Annotated in this window: 13 protein-coding genes and 2 tRNA genes; 8 read left to right on the forward strand and 7 right to left on the reverse strand. The window is 44.4% G+C overall.

Going from position 1 to position 17,523, the window contains the following annotated elements; all coding sequences use genetic code 11:
• Positions 1–62: 62 nt before the first annotated feature.
• A complete protein-coding gene (locus I2I04_RS14815; protein WP_195655351.1) occupies positions 63–287 on the forward strand; it encodes a hypothetical protein in 225 nt (74 codons plus the stop codon).
• A 621-nt stretch (positions 288–908) separates the two neighbouring features.
• On the opposite strand, the gene I2I04_RS14820 is transcribed toward I2I04_RS14815, so the two are convergent.
• Positions 909–1,958 (reverse strand): leucine-rich repeat protein, encoded by a 1,050-nt coding sequence (locus I2I04_RS14820; protein WP_143257488.1) that lies wholly within the window; start codon positions 1,956–1,958, stop codon positions 909–911.
• A 103-nt stretch (positions 1,959–2,061) separates the two neighbouring features.
• Between I2I04_RS14820 and I2I04_RS14825 the strand changes: the two genes are divergently transcribed.
• Positions 2,062–2,958 (forward strand): CPBP family intramembrane glutamic endopeptidase, encoded by an 897-nt coding sequence (locus tag I2I04_RS14825; RefSeq protein WP_143257489.1) that lies wholly within the window; start codon positions 2,062–2,064, stop codon positions 2,956–2,958.
• Here I2I04_RS14825 and I2I04_RS14830 read toward each other — a convergent pair.
• The gene (locus I2I04_RS14830) at positions 2,930–5,062 is read right to left on the reverse strand and encodes a Tex family protein (RefSeq protein ID WP_195655352.1); all 2,133 of its coding nucleotides are present in this window, start codon (positions 5,060–5,062) and stop codon (positions 2,930–2,932) included. The two genes, I2I04_RS14825 and I2I04_RS14830, sit on opposite strands and share 29 nt — an antisense overlap.
• A gap of 118 nt (positions 5,063–5,180) precedes the next feature.
• On the opposite strand from I2I04_RS14830, the gene I2I04_RS14835 reads away from it, so the two are divergent.
• From I2I04_RS14835 to I2I04_RS14845, 3 genes are all read left to right on the forward strand, one after another.
• A complete protein-coding gene (locus I2I04_RS14835) occupies positions 5,181–7,115 on the forward strand; it encodes a sensor histidine kinase (RefSeq protein ID WP_195655353.1) in 1,935 nt (644 codons plus the stop codon).
• Positions 7,112–8,854, forward strand: coding sequence for a bifunctional metallophosphatase/5'-nucleotidase (locus I2I04_RS14840; RefSeq protein WP_195655354.1), 1,743 nt, complete (start codon positions 7,112–7,114; stop codon positions 8,852–8,854). The genes I2I04_RS14835 and I2I04_RS14840 overlap by 4 nt, the downstream gene beginning before the upstream one ends.
• A gap of 95 nt (positions 8,855–8,949) precedes the next feature.
• The gene (locus tag I2I04_RS14845; RefSeq protein WP_195655355.1) at positions 8,950–9,852 is read left to right on the forward strand and encodes a helix-turn-helix domain-containing protein; all 903 of its coding nucleotides are present in this window, start codon (positions 8,950–8,952) and stop codon (positions 9,850–9,852) included.
• Positions 9,853–9,854: 2 nt separating this feature from the next.
• Here the strand turns inward: I2I04_RS14845 and I2I04_RS14850 are convergent, their stop codons facing one another.
• Positions 9,855–10,439, reverse strand: a complete 585-nt coding sequence (locus tag I2I04_RS14850) for a Crp/Fnr family transcriptional regulator (protein ID WP_143257494.1) — start codon at positions 10,437–10,439, stop codon at positions 9,855–9,857.
• 15 nt (positions 10,440–10,454) lie between these two features.
• Between I2I04_RS14850 and I2I04_RS14855 the strand changes: the two genes are divergently transcribed.
• Positions 10,455–11,276, forward strand: coding sequence for a DUF3845 domain-containing protein (locus I2I04_RS14855; RefSeq protein ID WP_195470540.1), 822 nt, complete (start codon positions 10,455–10,457; stop codon positions 11,274–11,276).
• A gap of 27 nt (positions 11,277–11,303) precedes the next feature.
• On the opposite strand, the gene I2I04_RS14860 is transcribed toward I2I04_RS14855, so the two are convergent.
• The 4 genes from I2I04_RS14860 to I2I04_RS14875 form a co-directional block, all read right to left on the reverse strand.
• Positions 11,304–11,375 (reverse strand) — tRNA-Glu (locus I2I04_RS14860).
• A 66-nt stretch (positions 11,376–11,441) separates the two neighbouring features.
• Positions 11,442–11,528, reverse strand: a tRNA-Ser gene (locus tag I2I04_RS14865).
• 430 nt (positions 11,529–11,958) lie between these two features.
• Positions 11,959–13,386 carry a hypothetical protein gene (locus tag I2I04_RS14870; RefSeq protein WP_185911471.1) on the reverse strand — a complete coding sequence of 476 codons (1,428 nt, stop codon included), beginning with the start codon at positions 13,384–13,386 and terminating at the stop codon, positions 11,959–11,961.
• Entirely contained in the window at positions 13,361–14,935 is a 1,575-nt protein-coding gene (locus tag I2I04_RS14875; RefSeq protein WP_195655356.1) for an AAA family ATPase, read from the reverse strand. The genes I2I04_RS14870 and I2I04_RS14875 overlap by 26 nt, the downstream gene beginning before the upstream one ends.
• Positions 14,936–15,149: 214 nt before the next feature.
• On the opposite strand from I2I04_RS14875, the gene I2I04_RS14880 reads away from it, so the two are divergent.
• Positions 15,150–15,593: a hypothetical protein gene (locus I2I04_RS14880; RefSeq protein WP_143257527.1), complete on the forward strand. Its 444-nt coding sequence runs from the start codon at positions 15,150–15,152 to the stop codon at positions 15,591–15,593.
• Positions 15,594–15,855: 262 nt separating this feature from the next.
• Complete coding sequence (locus tag I2I04_RS14885) at positions 15,856–17,520, forward strand: putative transporter (RefSeq protein ID WP_195655357.1); 1,665 nt, start codon at positions 15,856–15,858, stop codon at positions 17,518–17,520.
• The last annotated feature ends 3 nt before the right edge of the window (positions 17,521–17,523 follow it).

The raw sequence follows: 17,523 nt of genomic DNA on the forward strand, positions 1-17,523 counted from the left end.
TTATTTTTATCAGTGATTTTAATTTTGCTAATTGCTATACCACTATTAAAGAAAAAAATAAAATGAAAATAGAAAGAATATTATATTATTTATCTGAACGTGTGTATGGTCTATTTTCTACCTTGTTTTTTTTAGACTTGTTAGGAATGGGGATTCTTTACTGCTTAGATATCAAGTATAATATGTTTTTTAGAGATCTATTTTTTCTTTTATTGGGATTGTGGATCGGCAGTGGGGTAGCTTTGTCTGCAATAAGTTATATAAAAAGAATAGATCGTAAGGAGTAAAAAAAGAGGTAGAGCACTAAAGAGAAAGAAACATATGTTCCAATCGTATGGGGGAGTATTATAATTGGAAAATAAACTTTTAATCTATAAATATATGAGATATCTTTTAATAGCAATATATGAAAAAACAGCTTTATTAGGTAGTATTACCCTGATTGCATATCGTATCTTTTTGCCTTATATATATATAAGATTCCTTATCTGTCATCCAGTGTGCAGATAATATTCTTAATTTTTTGGGCGATTACATTAATAGGCGGAATGATGAGTTATTTATTTCCCTATATACGGACTCCTAAACGACCATTGAAAGCAGAAGGAATCATTCGGACATTTTATTTGAAATCAGATAAAATAATAATGCAAGTCTATTGTTATGTTTTTGGAGCGTATGCAATTTTTTATTTAGATCGGGTATCTGTTTAATTTGATTATCTAATGTTACTTTTATTGGGAATATTTCTCGGATATCGGATGGCGGTGAGAGCGAATGCGTATTCATTGGATGAAACTAGCAAAAAGAAGCAAGCTGTAAAGAAGGAATCTCATACTAGATAAGATGATTGTTTATCCCTGATATGAATAACTAACTAATTATTTATATCAGGGGTAATTCTTTTTTTATTTCTTATAAACCAACTTACTCGGAACTCCCTCTCCGAACAAGTTATCACCCAGCGTCGTAATCTTATTTCCGGTAGCCAACACATAGCGGAGATTATCGCATCCCATAAAAGCACCGAACTCGATAGCCGTCACACTGGCCGGCAGCTCCAACGTACCGCAAAGGCGACCGCAGTTACTAAACACACGCTGTCCAATAGATTTCAGATTATGAGGTAATTTCATATTCAGTAGATACTTCTTCTGTGCGAAAGTGAAGTCGGGGATAGCCGTTGCGTTCGTTCTGGAAATATCGACAGAAACGAGATTCGGCATATAATCACGGATCAGTTTGAAGTCGGCGTTATCCAGTTTACCTTCAACGGTCAGGAAGTTGATGTCTCTGGGTTGCAGTCCCGCTTTCAGAATCTCTTCTTCCAATTTGCCCATGGCGCCCACTTGCAGGGTAGTCTCTACCGGTTCCCCCTCGATAAACGCAAAGTTCTGCCATCTGTCCTTGTAGCGGTAAGAGTCGCTGCTGCCCAGGGGGACGAAGATAGCGGTAACGCTGTCTGCCAACGCTTCCGGCAACAGGTTGGGAGCTGTCTTCTTCCGGATCTGGCAGATTTTCAGGTTCTCGCAACCTTTGAAGGCAGCATCTTCGATATTCTTCGTCTTCTCCGAAAGAATCACTTTCTCCAGAGTGGTTTTGCCTTTGGTCACTCCGTCTACCACATTCGAAAAAGCGTATGCAGGAATGAAGTTCGGCATATAAATATAGAATTTCCCGTTGGGATAAGTGCCCGCTTTTCCGCTGTACATCTTGATTTCAGCGTTCGAAATGTCCAATACTTTCAGATTATCAAATTCGTCACGGAGATGGCGGAAGTCCTCCGCGTTCAGTTTTCCGGTCAGTGTGAGATGGGTGACACTGTTGGCCTCCTCTTCAGTCATCATGGAAATCAGCGTGCCGGGCTTACTCACATAATACGTTTTACTCACTTGGGCGGCTGCTCCTAACGCATTAGCGGCCAATAAGAAACTTATCAATAGTAGTTTAATTTTCATAATTTTGTAGATTTGTTCTGACAAATATAGGAAAAATAGAGAATACATGATGTTTTTTTATGTTTTATATCTAATTTTGTAGCCGGATTAACAAATTGTAAAAATGGAGGCAGACAACATTGCTGGGGGCAAAGAACCCAAAAGACTTCCTGTGTGGGCTTGTATCCCGCTGTTTATTGTGATACTTTTCATTCTTCTTGGATTGTATGGTACGCTGGCCCGTGGATGTTTGTCGTTGGTGTTGGGTGTGGAAGCCCGCCATCCGGGAGTGACGGGATACATTGTTCTCGAAGCCAGTATGCTGCTCGCCGTTCTGACCGCTGCCATTCCTATGCTCCGCTTCGAACGCCGTCCGTTTTCTGATTTGGGGCTCTCCTTAAAAGGACACGTCAAGGGACTGTGGTATGGCTTCCTGATCGCAATCCTGCTCTATCTGTTCGGTTTCGGAATCTCTTTCGTTTTGGGAGAAATAGAAGTCATCGGTTTCCAGTTCAAGCCGTTGGACCTGTTGGGTTCGTGGGTGTTTTACCTGCTGGTCGCCTTGTTCGAAGAAATACTGATGCGCGGCTATATTCTCGGACGACTGCTGCACACCACCATGAATAAATTCCTGGCGCTTTTCATCTCGGCAGCGTTATTCGCCTTTATGCATATCTTCAATCCCGAAATAGCTTTCCTGCCTATGCTCAACCTGTTGCTGGCAGGTATGCTGCTGGGAGCTTCCTATCTATATACACGAAACCTGTGTTTCCCTATCTCGCTTCATCTTTTCTGGAATTGGATTCAAGGCCCCATCCTTGGTTATCAGGTAAGCGGAAACAACTTCACCACCAGTATGCTGACTTTGCGTATGCCCGAAGAAAACGTACTGAATGGCGGAGCCTTCGGTTTTGAAGGCTCGCTCATTTGTACAGTACTGATGATTGTATTTACGATTCTGATCGTGTGGTGGGGAGAGAAAAGAGAAGCAATCAGTCTTGCGGTACCCCGATCATGCTAAGTTGAACCCGTTTCCGGTCATAATCTACACTCATCACTCTCACCATGACGTGCTGATGAATGGACACCACTTCTGTCGGATCGGAAATGAACCGTTCCGCTAATTGAGAAAGGTGTACAAGACCGTTCTCCTTAATTCCTATATCGACAAACGCCCCGAAATTGGTGATATTGCCTACAATACCCGGAAGAATCATCCCTTCGCGCAAATCGGCTATGGTGCGTACATTTTTGTCGAACTCGAAGACTTTGATAGCCTTGCGCGGGTCACGTCCCGGCTTGTCGAGCTCCTGCAGAATGTCCTGTAAGGTAGGCAGGCCGACGGTAGGAGTGATGTAGTCGGAGATGTTGATCTTCCGGCGGAGTTCCTTGTCGGCTATCAACTCGTCGATGGTGCATTTCAGGTCTTTGGCCATCTGCTCTACGATGTGGTAACTTTCCGGATGCACGGCGGTATGATCCAACGGGTTTTTAGCTCCGGGGATGCGGAGAAATCCTGCGCATTGCTCGAAAGCTTTGGCGCCCATGCGCGGCACTTTCATCAGTTCTTTCCGTGAACCGAAAGCTCCGTTCTCTGTCCGGTAATTGACAATGTTCTGTGCCAGTTGAGGACCCAAACCGGATATATATGTGAGCAAATGACTGCTTGCCGTATTGAGATTTACCCCGACCAGGTTCACGCAATTCTCTACCGTCTGATCGAGTGCTTTCTTCAGCTTCGTCTGGTCTACATCGTGCTGGTATTGACCTACGCCGATGGACTTGGGATCTATCTTCACCAACTCTGCCAACGGGTCCATCAGGCGACGACCGATGGAGACTGCTCCACGCACCGTTACGTCGTAATCCGGAAACTCGTCACGAGCAATTTTGGAAGCGGAATAAATGGAAGCCCCCTGTTCGCTGACTACAAACACGGGTATCTGACGGTCGAAACTCTGGCTGTTGATGAAATCTTCCGTCTCTCGGCTTGCCGTTCCGTTGCCAATGGAGATGGCTTCTATCTGGTAGGCCTCGATCATCTTGCGAAGTTTCGAGGCAGCCTCTCCGGTCTTGTTGACCGGAGGGTGCGGATAGATATTCTCATTATGCAACAAATTGCCTTGCGCGTCAAGACAAACAACCTTACATCCGGTACGGAATCCGGGGTCGATGGCGAGTACCCGTTTTTGTCCCAACGGCGGAGCGAGAAGAAGTTGGCGGAGGTTTTCGGCGAATACGCGAATCGCTTCATCGTCGGCTTTCTCTTTGGATTGGGCGGCAAATTCTGTCTCGATAGAAGGCTTTAGCAAACGTTTGTAAGCATCCGTCGTGGCTTCGCCCACTTGCTGGCTACATTCGTTGTTGCCACGTACGAATTGGCGTTCCAAACGTTCGATGCATGCTTCGTCGTCAGGATTGATAGACACTTTCAGCAACCCTTCCGACTCTGCCCGGCGGATGGCCAGTAGACGGTGGGACGTGCAACGTTTCAGTGACTCGGAGAAATCAAAATAATCCCGGTATTTCGCTGCTTCTTCCTCTTTTCCTTTGACTAATTTTGCAGTAATCTCTGCCTGGCGTCCGAACTGATTACGTACCGCGTTGCGGGCACGTTCGTCTTCGTTCACCTGCTCCGCGATAATGTCACGCGCACCTTTCAGCGCATCTTCCACATCTTTCACTTCACCTTTCACAAAGGAAGCGGCTTTGGCGCTAAGGTTGTTTTCCCTTTGCAACAACAGGATGGTGGCAAGCGGCTCCAGTCCTTTCTGGCGGGCCACTTCGGCACGTGTCTTCCGCTTGGGTTTGTAAGGGAGATATATATCTTCCAGTTCCGTCGGATTCCAGGTGTCGTTGATGCGTTTCTCCAGTTCGGCAGTCAGTTTGCCCTGTTCGGTGATGGTGCCGAGAATCGTTTCTTTTCGTTTGGCTATGTCGCACAACTTATCGTGTTGCTCTTTGATCTGCTCTATTTGCACCTCATCCAGCCCTCCGGTAGCTTCTTTGCGGTATCGGCTGATGAAAGGAATCGTAGCACCTTCGCCCAAAAGATGAAGCGTACTGCTTATTTGTCTTTCCGGTATGCCTAAAAAACCGGAAATCATCTTGTGAAATAATTCCATAAATTGTATTTTTTGACAGTAAATGAGCGACAAAAATACATATAAATCTGTTAAACCCGACAAGTTTTACTATATTTGCAACTCAATTAATGAATTAACACATCAAAACTGCATTATTATGCTGGGACGTCTTGGATATCTTTTTATCTGTTTTCTTTGGCTCTTCCAGTCAACGAAGGTCTTGGCTGTCTCTAACGATAAGAAACCTATTCTGATTATCTGTTCTTATAATCCGGCAGCGCACCAAACATCAGTCACTATTTCCGATTATATGGATGAATATAGCAAGTTGGGAGGACAGCGCGACATCATCATCGAAAACATGAACTGTAAAAGCTTCTCGGAAGCTCCGCTATGGAGCAAAATGATGACGCAGATTCTTGCTAAATATCAGGGGGAAAAGCACCCGGCGCAGATTATCTTGTTAGGACAGGAAGCATGGGCTGCTTATTTGTCGCAGAGGGATGAAATGCAGGTGAAGGTGCCCGTGATGTGCAGTCTGGCCAGTAGCAATGTGGTGATATTGCCGGAGGACACGGTGGAAAACCTGGATAGCTGGATGCCCGAATCTGTCGATATCTTCGACGACCATGTGGATATCCCCGAATTGGAATCGGGATTTATCAATCAATATAATATAGAAGGTAATATTCAGATGATTCAAGCCTTCTATCCGAAAACGAAACACATTGCCTTTATCTCGGACAATACGTATGGCGGAGTGACCATGCAAGCATTGGTGCGAAAAGAAATGAAGAAATTCCCTGATCTGGATTTGATTCTGATGGATGGACGGAAACATTCTATTTATACCATCGTTGAGGAATTGAGACAACTGCCCGAGAACACGGTGATCCTGGTGGGAACATGGCGGGTGGATATGAACGAGGGCTATTTCATGAGAAATGCTACGTATGCCATGATGGAAGCGGCTCCTAACATCCCGGCTTTTACTCCTTCGTCGGTCAGTCTCGGCTATTGGGCGATAGGAGGGGTGTTGCCCGATTACCGGAAAGTAGGTGGCGAAATGGCTTCGGAGTCTGTGCGGATGGATAAGCATCCGCAGGATACGATGAAACATCTTTCGATCATCGGCTACAAGGCGGTGTTGGATAGCCGGAAGGTGAAGGAGTGGGGACTGGACCCGGCGGTGTTGCCTTTTAAAGTGCAGCTTGTCAACCAGCCGGTTTCGTTCTATCAGCAATATACTTATCAGATATGGTCTGCCTGTGCTTTGTTTGTGGTCCTGGTCCTCGGCTTGTGCATCTCTCTCTTCTATTATTTCCGTACGAAACGTTTGAAAGATGAGTTGCTGAAATCGGAGAAGGACTTGCGCGTAGCGAAAGACAGGGCGGAAGAGTCCAACCGTCTGAAGAGTGCTTTCCTTGCCAATATGAGCCATGAGATACGGACGCCGTTGAACTCGATTGTAGGCTTCTCGGATGTACTGGCCGTTGGCGGTAGCACGGAGGAGGAACAACAGTCTTATTATCAGATTATCAAAACCAATTCGGATTTGTTGCTTCGGTTGATTAACGATATTCTCGACCTTTCACGTCTGGAGGCCAACCGGGTGACGCTGACTTGGGAGGAATGTGACGTGGTGCAATTGTGCAGCCAGGTGGTGGCGTCTGTTGGTTTTTCGCGGCAGTCGTCGGACAACCAGTTCTTGTTTACCACTTCTTTTGAATCTTTCCGGATGGTGACGGATGTGCAGCGTATGCAGCAAGTGATGATTAACCTGCTGTCCAACGCCAACAAGTTTACGAAACAGGGTAAGATTACATTGAACTTATCTGTGAACGAGGAAACGCAAATGGCTGTTTTCTCGGTGACGGACACCGGATGCGGTATCCCGAAAGAAAAACAGGGACTTGTGTTCGAGCGTTTTGAAAAACTGAATGAATATGCCCAGGGTACCGGACTGGGATTGTCTATCTGTAAATTGATTGTACACAAATGGAAAGGAAGTATATGGATCGATCCTGGCTATACCGGTGGAGCACGGTTTGTATTCTCTCATCCGTTAAATCTAAATATAGAAAAAGAATGAAACGAATCGTATTAATTTATGGCTTGCTTCTCTGCCTCGTACTGTCTGTTGCGGCGCAGGAGAAGGTAGTAAAACTAAAGATTGTAGAAACAAGTGACGTACATGGCAATTATTATCCTTACAATTTTATAACCCGCCATGAGTGGAAGGGGAGTCTGGCACGGATTTATTCTTTCGTGCAGAAAGAACGCGAACAATATAAAGAGAATCTGATATTGCTGGATAACGGTGATATCTTGCAGGGACAGCCCACTGCCTATTACTATAATTATATAGATACGGTATCTCCCCATCTTTGCTCGGAAATGATGAACTATATGAAGTATGATGCCGGCAACATGGGTAACCATGATGTGGAAACGGGGCGTGCCGTTTTCGACCGTTGGATCTCTACTTGTGACTTCCCTGTATTGGGGGCCAACATCATAGATACGTCTACGGGAAAGCCCCATCTGGCTCCATATAAAGTGTTGGAGCGTGATGGCGTGAAGATCGTAGTATTGGGAATGATTACCCCTGCCATCCCTGCATGGCTCTCCGAAAATCTGTGGAAAGGATTGCGTTTCGACGATATGGAGGAGACGGCGCGCAAATGGATGAAGGTTATCCGTGAAAAAGAGAACCCGGATTTGGTGATCGGCTTGTTTCATGCCGGACAGGAGGCTTTCAAAATGTCGGGCAAATACAACGAGAATGCTTCTCTCAACGTAGCGAAGAATGTGCCGGGATTTGATATTGTATTGATGGGGCACGATCATGCCCGCGAATGTAAGAAGGTGATGAATGTTGCCGGAGACTCGGTGTTGATTATCGATCCGGCCAGCAATGGGATTGTGTTGTCCAATGTCGATGTAACCTTGAAACTGAAAGATGGAAAGGTGCAGAGCAAGGACATCAAGGGTGCCTTGACGGAAACGGAGGCTTACGGAATCAGCGAGGATTTTATGAAGCGTTTTGCTCCGCAATATGAAACGGTGCAGAAGTTCGTATCGAAGAAGATCGGCACTTTTACCGAAAGCATCTCTACTCATCCTGCTTTCTTCGGCCCTTCTGCCTTTATCGACCTGATACATACCTTGCAGCTCGACATCACCGGTGCTGACATCTCTTTTGCCGCTCCGCTTTCGTTTGACTCGGAAATAAAGAAGGGGGATGTGTTTGTGAGTGATATGTTCAATTTATATAAGTATGAGAACATGCTGTATGTGATGACTCTGTCCGGAAAGGAGATTAAGGATTTTCTGGAGATGTCTTATTATCTGTGGACGAACCGGATGAAATCGCCGGAAGATCATCTGCTTTGGTTCAAGGAGAAACGTCGTGAAGGTGCGGAGGATAGAGCGTCTTTCCAGAATTACAGCTTTAATTTCGACTCGGCTTCGGGCATTATTTATACGGTGGATGTCACTAAACCGCAGGGTGAGAAAATAACGATTACAAGCATGGCGGACGGCTCTCCTTTCCGCATGGATAAGATATATAAGGTGGCCTTGAATTCTTATCGTGGCAATGGCGGCGGAGAATTGCTGACGAAAGGGGCGGGTATCCCGCAGGAGAAGTTGAAAGACCGCATTATCTTCTCTACGGATAAGGACCTCCGTTTCTACCTGATGAATTACATTGAAAAGAAAGGAACGATGGACCCGAAAGCGCTTAATCAGTGGAAGTTTGTTCCGGAGAAGTGGACGGTGCCGGCTGCCAAACGTGATTATGAATATCTGTTCCGGTCTGTTCGATAAGTATCTAAAAGTGTTCATTATGTCCGATAATACTCCCGATCGACTTGTATATCTGATTAAATGCTGGTATATTTGTCGCCAAAAAGAGAGAGAGTATGGATATTCAAAGTGTTCCGAAAGTAGGTATTTCTTCGGTAGTTCATTCTAAACATATAGATGCTGACAACATTGATGTTGTTGATAATGATATAGCGCTTTTCGATACGGAGAGTGTTATATCGTTGTATAATGGGCCTACCAAACTGGAGGTGTTGACGGTAGGGCTTTGCCTGGAGGGTACTGGTACTTTTAATATTAGTTTGCGTGAATTTCAATTGTGTCCCGGACTGATGGTGGTAGGATTACCTAATCAGATTATCGAGCAGCGGTATTTCAGTCACGATTTTAAAGGTATTTTCTTTGCTATGTCGAAGAACTTGCTGGAGGCGTTGCCCAAGATCGGAAATGTGCTTTCTTTGTTTTTCTATCTGAAAGATTATCCGTGTTTCAATCTCACCCCGCATGAGCAGGAGATTGTGAATGAGTATCATGCGTTTATCAGGAAACAGATGAGAAATAAGGAGGCTTTATACCGTAAGGAAGTGGTAATGGGACTGATGCAGGGATTCTTCTTCGAGCTTTGTACTATTTTCACTAATCATGCGCCCGCAAATGCTACTACTATAAAGAATAAAAGCCGGAAAGAGCATATTTTCGAACGCTTTTATGAGTCTTTGGTGGAGTCTTACCAGTCTGAACGCAGTGTAAAATACTATGCCGACCAACTATGTCTGACACCGAAGCATCTTTCGGGAGTAGTGAAAGAAGTCAGCGGAAAAACGGTAGGAGAGTGGATTGATGAGTTGGTGATTCTGGAAGCGAAAGCCCTCCTGAATTCTTCAAGTATGAATATACAGGAGATTGCCGACCGGCTGAATTTTGCAAACCAGTCTTTCTTCGGGAAATATTTCAAGCATTACACCGGTATGTCTCCTAAAGAATACCGGAAAAGCCGCTAAAATCATAGAACACCGGAGCGTACACGGCTTAGTGTCTCCGGTGTCATCAAAAGATAGGAAGCGATGTGTGCCAGAGGCGCGCGTTTGATGATTTCCGGATGTGTTTCGAGCAGGAGGTTATAGCGTTCGCGAGCGGACTCAAAACGCCATGAATCGGCTTTAACCTGTGATACGATTAAAGAGTATTCCAATATCTTTTGATAGAACATGTTGATTTCCCAATTCTCCCTAGCTAATTTTTGTATCATGTCGCGGGGGAATAAGTAAATAATGGAAGGTTCAAGAGTTTCCACGATTAGCCGGGTGGGTACTTGTCTCAGAAAACTTTCAATGCACATCACGATACATCCTTCGTATGAGAAATGTTCGGTCACGTCTTTCCCGTTTTTGTAATAGTACTGCCTAAGCATACCTTTTCCTACAAAAACAAGTTCGTGGGCTACTTCTCCCTCGTTGAGCGCTATGGCTCCTTTGGGAAATTCTTCACGAATCAGTATGCTTTCTATCTGCCGTCTTCCTTCTATACTCATCTCCGGAAAGCGGGAATTGACAACAGCGTTTACAGTCTCTCTTAATAATGTATCCATGTCTTTTCTGTCTTGATGTGTGCAAAAATACTAAAAACGGTTGACATAAATCAAGGGTGGTATAAAAAAGATGTATCTTTGTCCGCAAAATCAAGAGGTAAGATAATCATGAATAAGATAATAGGCTTGGCAGTGTTGCTGTTTTGTTTGAGTAGTTGCGTAAGGGATAATGATGCTATTTATTATCCGGTTGGCAATGTGGATGTGGAAAGAGGTGGTCCGGCTTTGGAGGCAGGAAAGGGAGATTTGGTAGCTCGAAGTTATAATACCGAAGATTATGTATTAGACACGCTTGCGCAATATCCGGGTGACCCGACTCTCGGTAAACTGACGTTTATGATTAACCTGAAAAATCAGTCGGCGGATCAGGAAGTGGATGGGTTTAATGGCGTCGGCCGGTCCGGACTAACGATGAGTCTTGGATATAAAGACGGTAACTATCCGGCAGAAAGCCAAGTCCCTGTTTATACCTCGTCTGACGTGACTGCCAGTTATGCAATCAAACTCCGCTTGAAAGGGGAATTGACTTTAACGGGAGACGAATGGATGATCGACTATGTGTATGCCCAGCTAGCAGGCTTATTCCAGCCTTATCCGCCTACGTCTTTCCCGGAAGTGTTTATGTGTAAAGGAGGTGAGCAGCCATTCGCTACTTTCGATTCTTTCCGTAGAACTTGGACGTTTGATATAACCTATGATCGTTCCAACCTTTCTTTCAGCCAACTGTATTTCAACTTGTTCTTAAACCTGGCCGGGCAGAAGAGGGAAGAAAGAGTCCGGTTGAGAATTGATAAAGAATCTTATTTCGAGATCTACAAAGAAAAAGAGGAAATGTAGTTTAACTGCATTTCCTCTTTTTCTTTGTAGTGGGTACGGGAATCGAACCCGTATTGCATGCGTGAGAGGCATGTGTCCTAACCGTTAGACGAACCCACCGGAGTTTGATAGATTAAAAAGAGCCAAGTCTTTAAAACTTAGCTCTTTTTATTTTGAGATTTTTTGCGGAAGCTGGGGGATTCGAACCCCCGGTACCCTTACGAGTACGTCAGTTTAGCAAACTGGTGGTTTCAGCCACTCACCCAAACTTCCTTGAACCCGCATTCTCTCTCAAATGCGGTGCAAATATAGGGGGAACTTTTGGACTACGCAAATCTTTTAGCAAGATTTTTTTTACCTGTTTTTTGTAAAATGAGATAACCTGCTATGTTTCAAATGTTAAACGGGAGAATTTTTTTTTCGAAAGCTTTTAATTTTTATCGATGGAATGGGAACTTGAAACATATTGACGCTATCCGTTTATTATAGTGACGGCATCTTCATGGGATAGGGTAAACATCCGGATGGGATAGTGACGGTATATTTGACGTGAGAAAAGGACATAAAAAAAGGCTATCTATCCCAGACAGCCAATCTTTTTGTTAACCTTAAATCTAATACTATGAAAAACACAGTACAAATATACGGACTTCTGTCAACTTTGCAAATAAAACAAGAAAAAAGAGATGTTTTATAACATTGATTAAATGTTTGATTCTTCAATTCTATTTTTATTAAGACTTTCAGCGTTTTGAATGCTATATTCCCAATATTTATCACATAATTTCAGATAGCTGGTTTCGGCACTCTTGCCGCCTAAAGAAATAGCGTACATTTTAGTCTGTTTCGCTTTTGCGTGTTCGATGGTTCGGGATAGCGGTTGATCGACAGGACGCATCTCAAAGTCCGATACGGTGATAATGTCTGCTTCCATATATCCTTCTTCGCTGATCTTCCGCAAAGCATGCGTGATGACAGGTTCCATATCAGTTCCGCCATGAAAGGATTGGCATAAGAAATCGACAAGGCGATCGAAACTGCTTCCTAAATCTGTGATTTCGATGCACTCGATATCATCGGAAAACAGGATGACGTAACATTTCCGATGTTGCACTTCCGTCAGTTCGGCAATGGCAAGCAGAGTGGATTTCGCGATTCTTTCCCGTTCGCCTGCCATGGAACCGGAAGTGTCCAGGCAAACAATGAAAGGGCCTTCGGCTTCTTCGGAAACTTCATTTCCTATTGTTTTCTTGTCGTTGATGGTTTGCTTTTCATGTGATTGATAGTCGATGACTTGCAATCTCTTCTCAATGAAACGCTCAAAGAAAATGGGTTGCAGGCTTTTTTCGGCCAGATAGCAATACTCTAAGGGAAGAAGGCTGTTTAAGTCGTTTCCTTCGCAAATACCTGCAATATCGCTTCGGGTGGCATGAGATATAATTTGTTCCCGATGAATACCGGCAGTCATTTTGAAACGTTTCCGGCTGCTTTGGTGCTTCTTGCCCAAGATTTCTACCAGTTCACGGATAACGGGATTTCGTTTGATCGTTTCTTCGTATTCTAAAATATGTTCCGCTATCTGTTTATGGTTGCGGAGTAACCAGACGAGGCGTGAGCCGCCACGTACCGGAAGATTTTTGGCAAGTGATAGCTGAAGACGGTAGAAATCATCACAGAGCCGCTCGATATGTTCCATCTGATAGTTGAACTCGTTGTTCGAGAGCAACGTGTGCCATTTGTCGAAGAAGAGAGTCCGCAACGCTTTCCATTCTTTAGAGCGCGGGCTGATTTTGTCAAAACGCTGGAGGTAGTATTTTACGTTGAGGTCTACCAGGTGATATTTCATAGAGAACGGGTAGGCGCTGTTTTTCAGGAATTGGAGAAACTTGGCGTCTGATGCTTCATCCATTTCATGAAAGTATTCCCATTGCGACGCGTAGTGGGAGTAGAAATCTTGCAGGGAGGGTTGCGTGTGACGAAAATACCGGTGAATGTCCGCATCCAGTTCTTCGGGACGGATAATCAGGTTGTGCAGTTGTTCGTCGTACACATCGTAGGCTATTCTCTGCAATTTCTCATAATAAATGTCTTGCAGGTGTTTGAGCCTAATACTCTCTGTTCTCTTGTTCATGGGCATGAGCGATGATGCGGAGTTCGTTCCGGTAATTCTCTATGATATGTGCAGTCTCTCCTAAAATTCGCTTGATCTTGCTTTTTTGTGATGAACTTAAGAAGAGATGCTCTTTTGTATATGTTGTTTCCCGTTCGGAGATTGTTTTATATTCCACTTCCATTTGATGGAGCAAGTCGATCACTTCCTGCAATGTAAATTCGAACGGAGTGCTGCCATCCTGTTGTGCGGGCAAAGGGTCGCAATTGTCATAACACAGTAACGGATATTCCTGATTGTTGACGAAAACAGACCGTCTTCCTTTTCGGAGGGAATAGATATTCTTTTGCGCGATATTTCTGTTTTTTACAAAATCGTAGGCTTTCAGGATCTTGTTGACCGGACGGAATTTATCCTGCTGGATATAAAACAAGCGGTTGCTGTCTTTCTTCAAAGACTGGTAATCGGAAGCAAATATGAGTAGATTTCCGGCAATGTGATAACCTTCTATGCGATGATAGAAGGTGTCTACTACCTGGATTCCCGGATCGCTAAGTTCACGCAGGCTGTGTTCGGACTTCATGTTTTCTTTCAGTGTGTCCAATTTTTGTTCCAGCCGTTTCTCTCCTAACAGATAGGTGTTGATGCCTCGTGCTATCGACTGTTCTACAATTTCTTCGATAATGGGGAGCTGCGAAATTTCATCCCACAGGCAGGCGCTCATCAACAGGCAGTCGGAGAAATGAATTCCCGGAGATTCATTCAGATAGGCTGATGTGCGGAGCAGACCTACTATTTTCTTCCAGCGGCGGTCGGATACATAGATGGGAGGGGTGTTCTCATCCCGTCCTGTGTTGTATTGTTCAATTTCTCGTTTGATATTGTGAATCAGCTCGAAGATAGTATAGTGGATGCCTACTTTTTCGCTTTCAGTTTGTATCTGATTGTATAATTCATCGTTCACCTGGAGTTTTTCCGGGATTTCAGGCTCTATTTCCCGCGTAGAAGAAATCATCTGATCGAACGCATATTCCTGTTCGATACATCCGACAAACTGGCGGATCAGGAAACGGTCGTATAAGGCTTCCAACCCTTCACCTTTTGCCGGCAGTTCATTGGAAGCGGCAATCAACGCTTTCAGGGGTACACGCACCGTAAATTGTCCGTTGCGGTATATCTTTTCATTGATTACCGTTAAAAGGGAATTTTGGATAGCAGGACCGGCCTTCCATATTTCATCCAGAAAGACGATCGATGCTGTCGGCAGGTATCCTTTTGTAATGCGTTCGTACGTATCTTCATCTTTCAGCTTTGAGATGGAGACGGGACCGAATATTTCATCCGGTGTACTGAAGCGGGACATCAGATACTCAAAAGCATTTGCGTCTTTAAATGCCAGTTTGAGCCTGCGTGCTACCAAACTCTTGGCTACTCCCGGAGGGCCCAGCAGAAAGATACTTTCCCCTGCCATGGCAGACAGTAGAGACAGTGCGATGGTATGCTCTTTTTCGAATACTCCCTCGTTGAGGGACTTCAACAATTGGGTGATATGTGACTTGATAGACTTCATGCGACGGATAATTTCATGTGTTGTTAGTGGGAGGCAAAGATACAAGAATTCTTTGAAATAGACTTTACCGGAGGGATTTACCCATAGATTTAGGCAATTTCCTCCCGATAAGTAGGAGTTTTCAGTTTCATGAGGAAAATTCATTCTCTACTTTTGTCCTATCGAAAGATAAATGATATATAATAGTTTAGTGAACCATTAAAAATAAAGGAATATGAAAACGAACACATTTAGATACTTCGGTTTGGCATTGATGGCTATATTGATGGTAAGTTTTACCTCTTGCGAAGTGGAAATAGACAGTTTCTATGATGATGATAATAATGGTGCAGGGTACTATAACCGTTCGGCTGATTTATGTAGCCGTACTTGGGTTAGTTTCTACCGGGACATGGACGGTAACTATTGCCGCCAGGAACTGGACTTCTTTTTAGACCGTACCGGAATTGACTATATACGGGTGGAATATCCTAATGGAGCAGTCGATCAATATGAATATAATTTCCGTTGGAGTTGGGAAAATTATGCGCAGACTTCCATTCGTATGTCATACGGACCGAATGATGTTTCATACCTGGATGATGTATATATCGGTGGAAACAGATTGAGTGGTTATCTGGATGGACGAAATAACTTTGTAGAGTTTCAAGGGAAATAATGAAAGGTGAAACTGAAAGAAATAGGTAAAAAGCATCGTTGGAAGGATAACAAGATGCGGGTAAAAAGAGAAAGGATAAGATTGTTAGGATAGAAATATAGCAGGTATTAGGAACAAAATAACAGGTAACAGTGTAAAAGGGTAATCAATAAGATTTCAGGATATATGAATCAGGGTATAATTAGGGCGCGAAATGAAAGCTTAAAAGTTTTGAACCGGACTAAATAGTTTTTATCTTTGCGCCCTATTAGTTTTTATATACATGGAGTGGTTATATAGTCTATTTGTCGAACATTCTGCCTTACAGGCTGTTGTGGTACTTTCACTGATTTCTGCCATCGGTTTGGGCTTGGGAAGAGTGCATTTCTGGGGAGTTTCCCTGGGAGTCACTTTTGTTTTTTTTGCGGGTATCCTGGCCGGCCATCTCGGGCTTTCGGTCGATCCGCAGATGTTAAACTACGCAGAAAGTTTCGGACTGGTCATTTTCGTTTATTCTCTCGGGCTACAAGTCGGCCCCGGTTTTTTTAGTTCTTTCCGTAAAGGAGGGGTAACGCTGAATATGTTGGCGCTGGGAGTGGTTCTGTTGGGAACATTGTTGACGGTGGTGGCTAGTTATGCAACGGGTATCTCTCTTCCTGATATGGTCGGCATCCTTTGTGGGGCAACGACGAACACTCCGGCGTTGGGAGCTGCGCAACAGACTCTGAAACAGATGGGAATGGACAGTAGTACACCTGCCTTAGGATGTGCGGTAGCCTATCCGATGGGAGTAGTCGGCGTAATCCTTGCCGTTTTATTAATCCGTAAAGTATTGGTTCGCAAAGAAGACTTGGAGATAAAAGAGAAAGACGATGCGAACAAAACTTATATTGCAGCGTTTCAAGTACACAATCCTGCTATTTTCAATAAAAGCATCAAGGATATAGCTCGCATGAGTTACCCGAAGTTTGTCATATCCCGTTTATGGCGTGACGGACATGTCAGTATTCCGACTTCGGACAAGATTCTGAAAGAAGGCGACCGTTTGCTGGTGATAACTGCGGAAAAAGACGCTTTAGCCTTGACAGTACTTTTTGGTGAACAGGAGAATACGGATTGGAATAAAGAGGACATTGACTGGAATGCGATTGACAGCGAATTGATCTCGCAGCGTATCGTTGTCACCCGTCCCGAACTGAATGGTAAGAAACTCGGTGCACTCCGGTTGAGAAACCATTATGGTATTAACATCAGCCGTGTTTACCGGTCGGGGGTGCAACTGCTTGCTACTCCGGGGTTGATACTTCAGTTGGGTGACCGGCTGACAGTGGTGGGAGAGGCTGCGGCTATCCAGAATGTGGAGAAAGTATTGGGAAATGCCGTGAAAAGCCTGAAAGAACCCAATTTGGTTGTTGTGTTTATCGGTATCGTGCTTGGTTTGGCACTGGGGGCTATTCCTTTCTCTTTTCCGGGTGTCAGTACCCCTGTGAAGTTGGGATTAGCGGGCGGACCGATCATTGTCGGTATCCTTTTGGGGACTTTTGGACCACGGATACACATGATTACCTATACCACCCGCAGCGCGAACCTGATGTTGCGTGCTTTGGGACTTTCCATGTACCTTGCTTGTCTGGGACTGGATGCCGGAGCTCACTTTTTCGACACCGTATTCCGTCCGGAAGGCTTATTATGGATTGGTTTGGGAGCCGGATTGACTATCATTCCAACAGTGTTGGTCGGATTCGTGGCCTTCAAGATGATGAAGATTGATTTCGGTTCTGTATCTGGTATGTTGTGCGGAAGTATGGCAAATCCGATGGCATTGAATTATGTAAACGATACAATCCCCGGTGACAATCCTTCCGTAGCTTATGCGACTGTTTATCCGCTGTGTATGTTCATACGGGTAATTATCGCTCAGGTATTGTTGATGTTCTTGTTGAATTGAGAA

It is taken from the genome of Bacteroides sp. 1001136B_160425_E2, assembly GCF_015559655.1.
Classification (GTDB): domain Bacteria; phylum Bacteroidota; class Bacteroidia; order Bacteroidales; family Bacteroidaceae; genus Bacteroides; species Bacteroides luhongzhouii.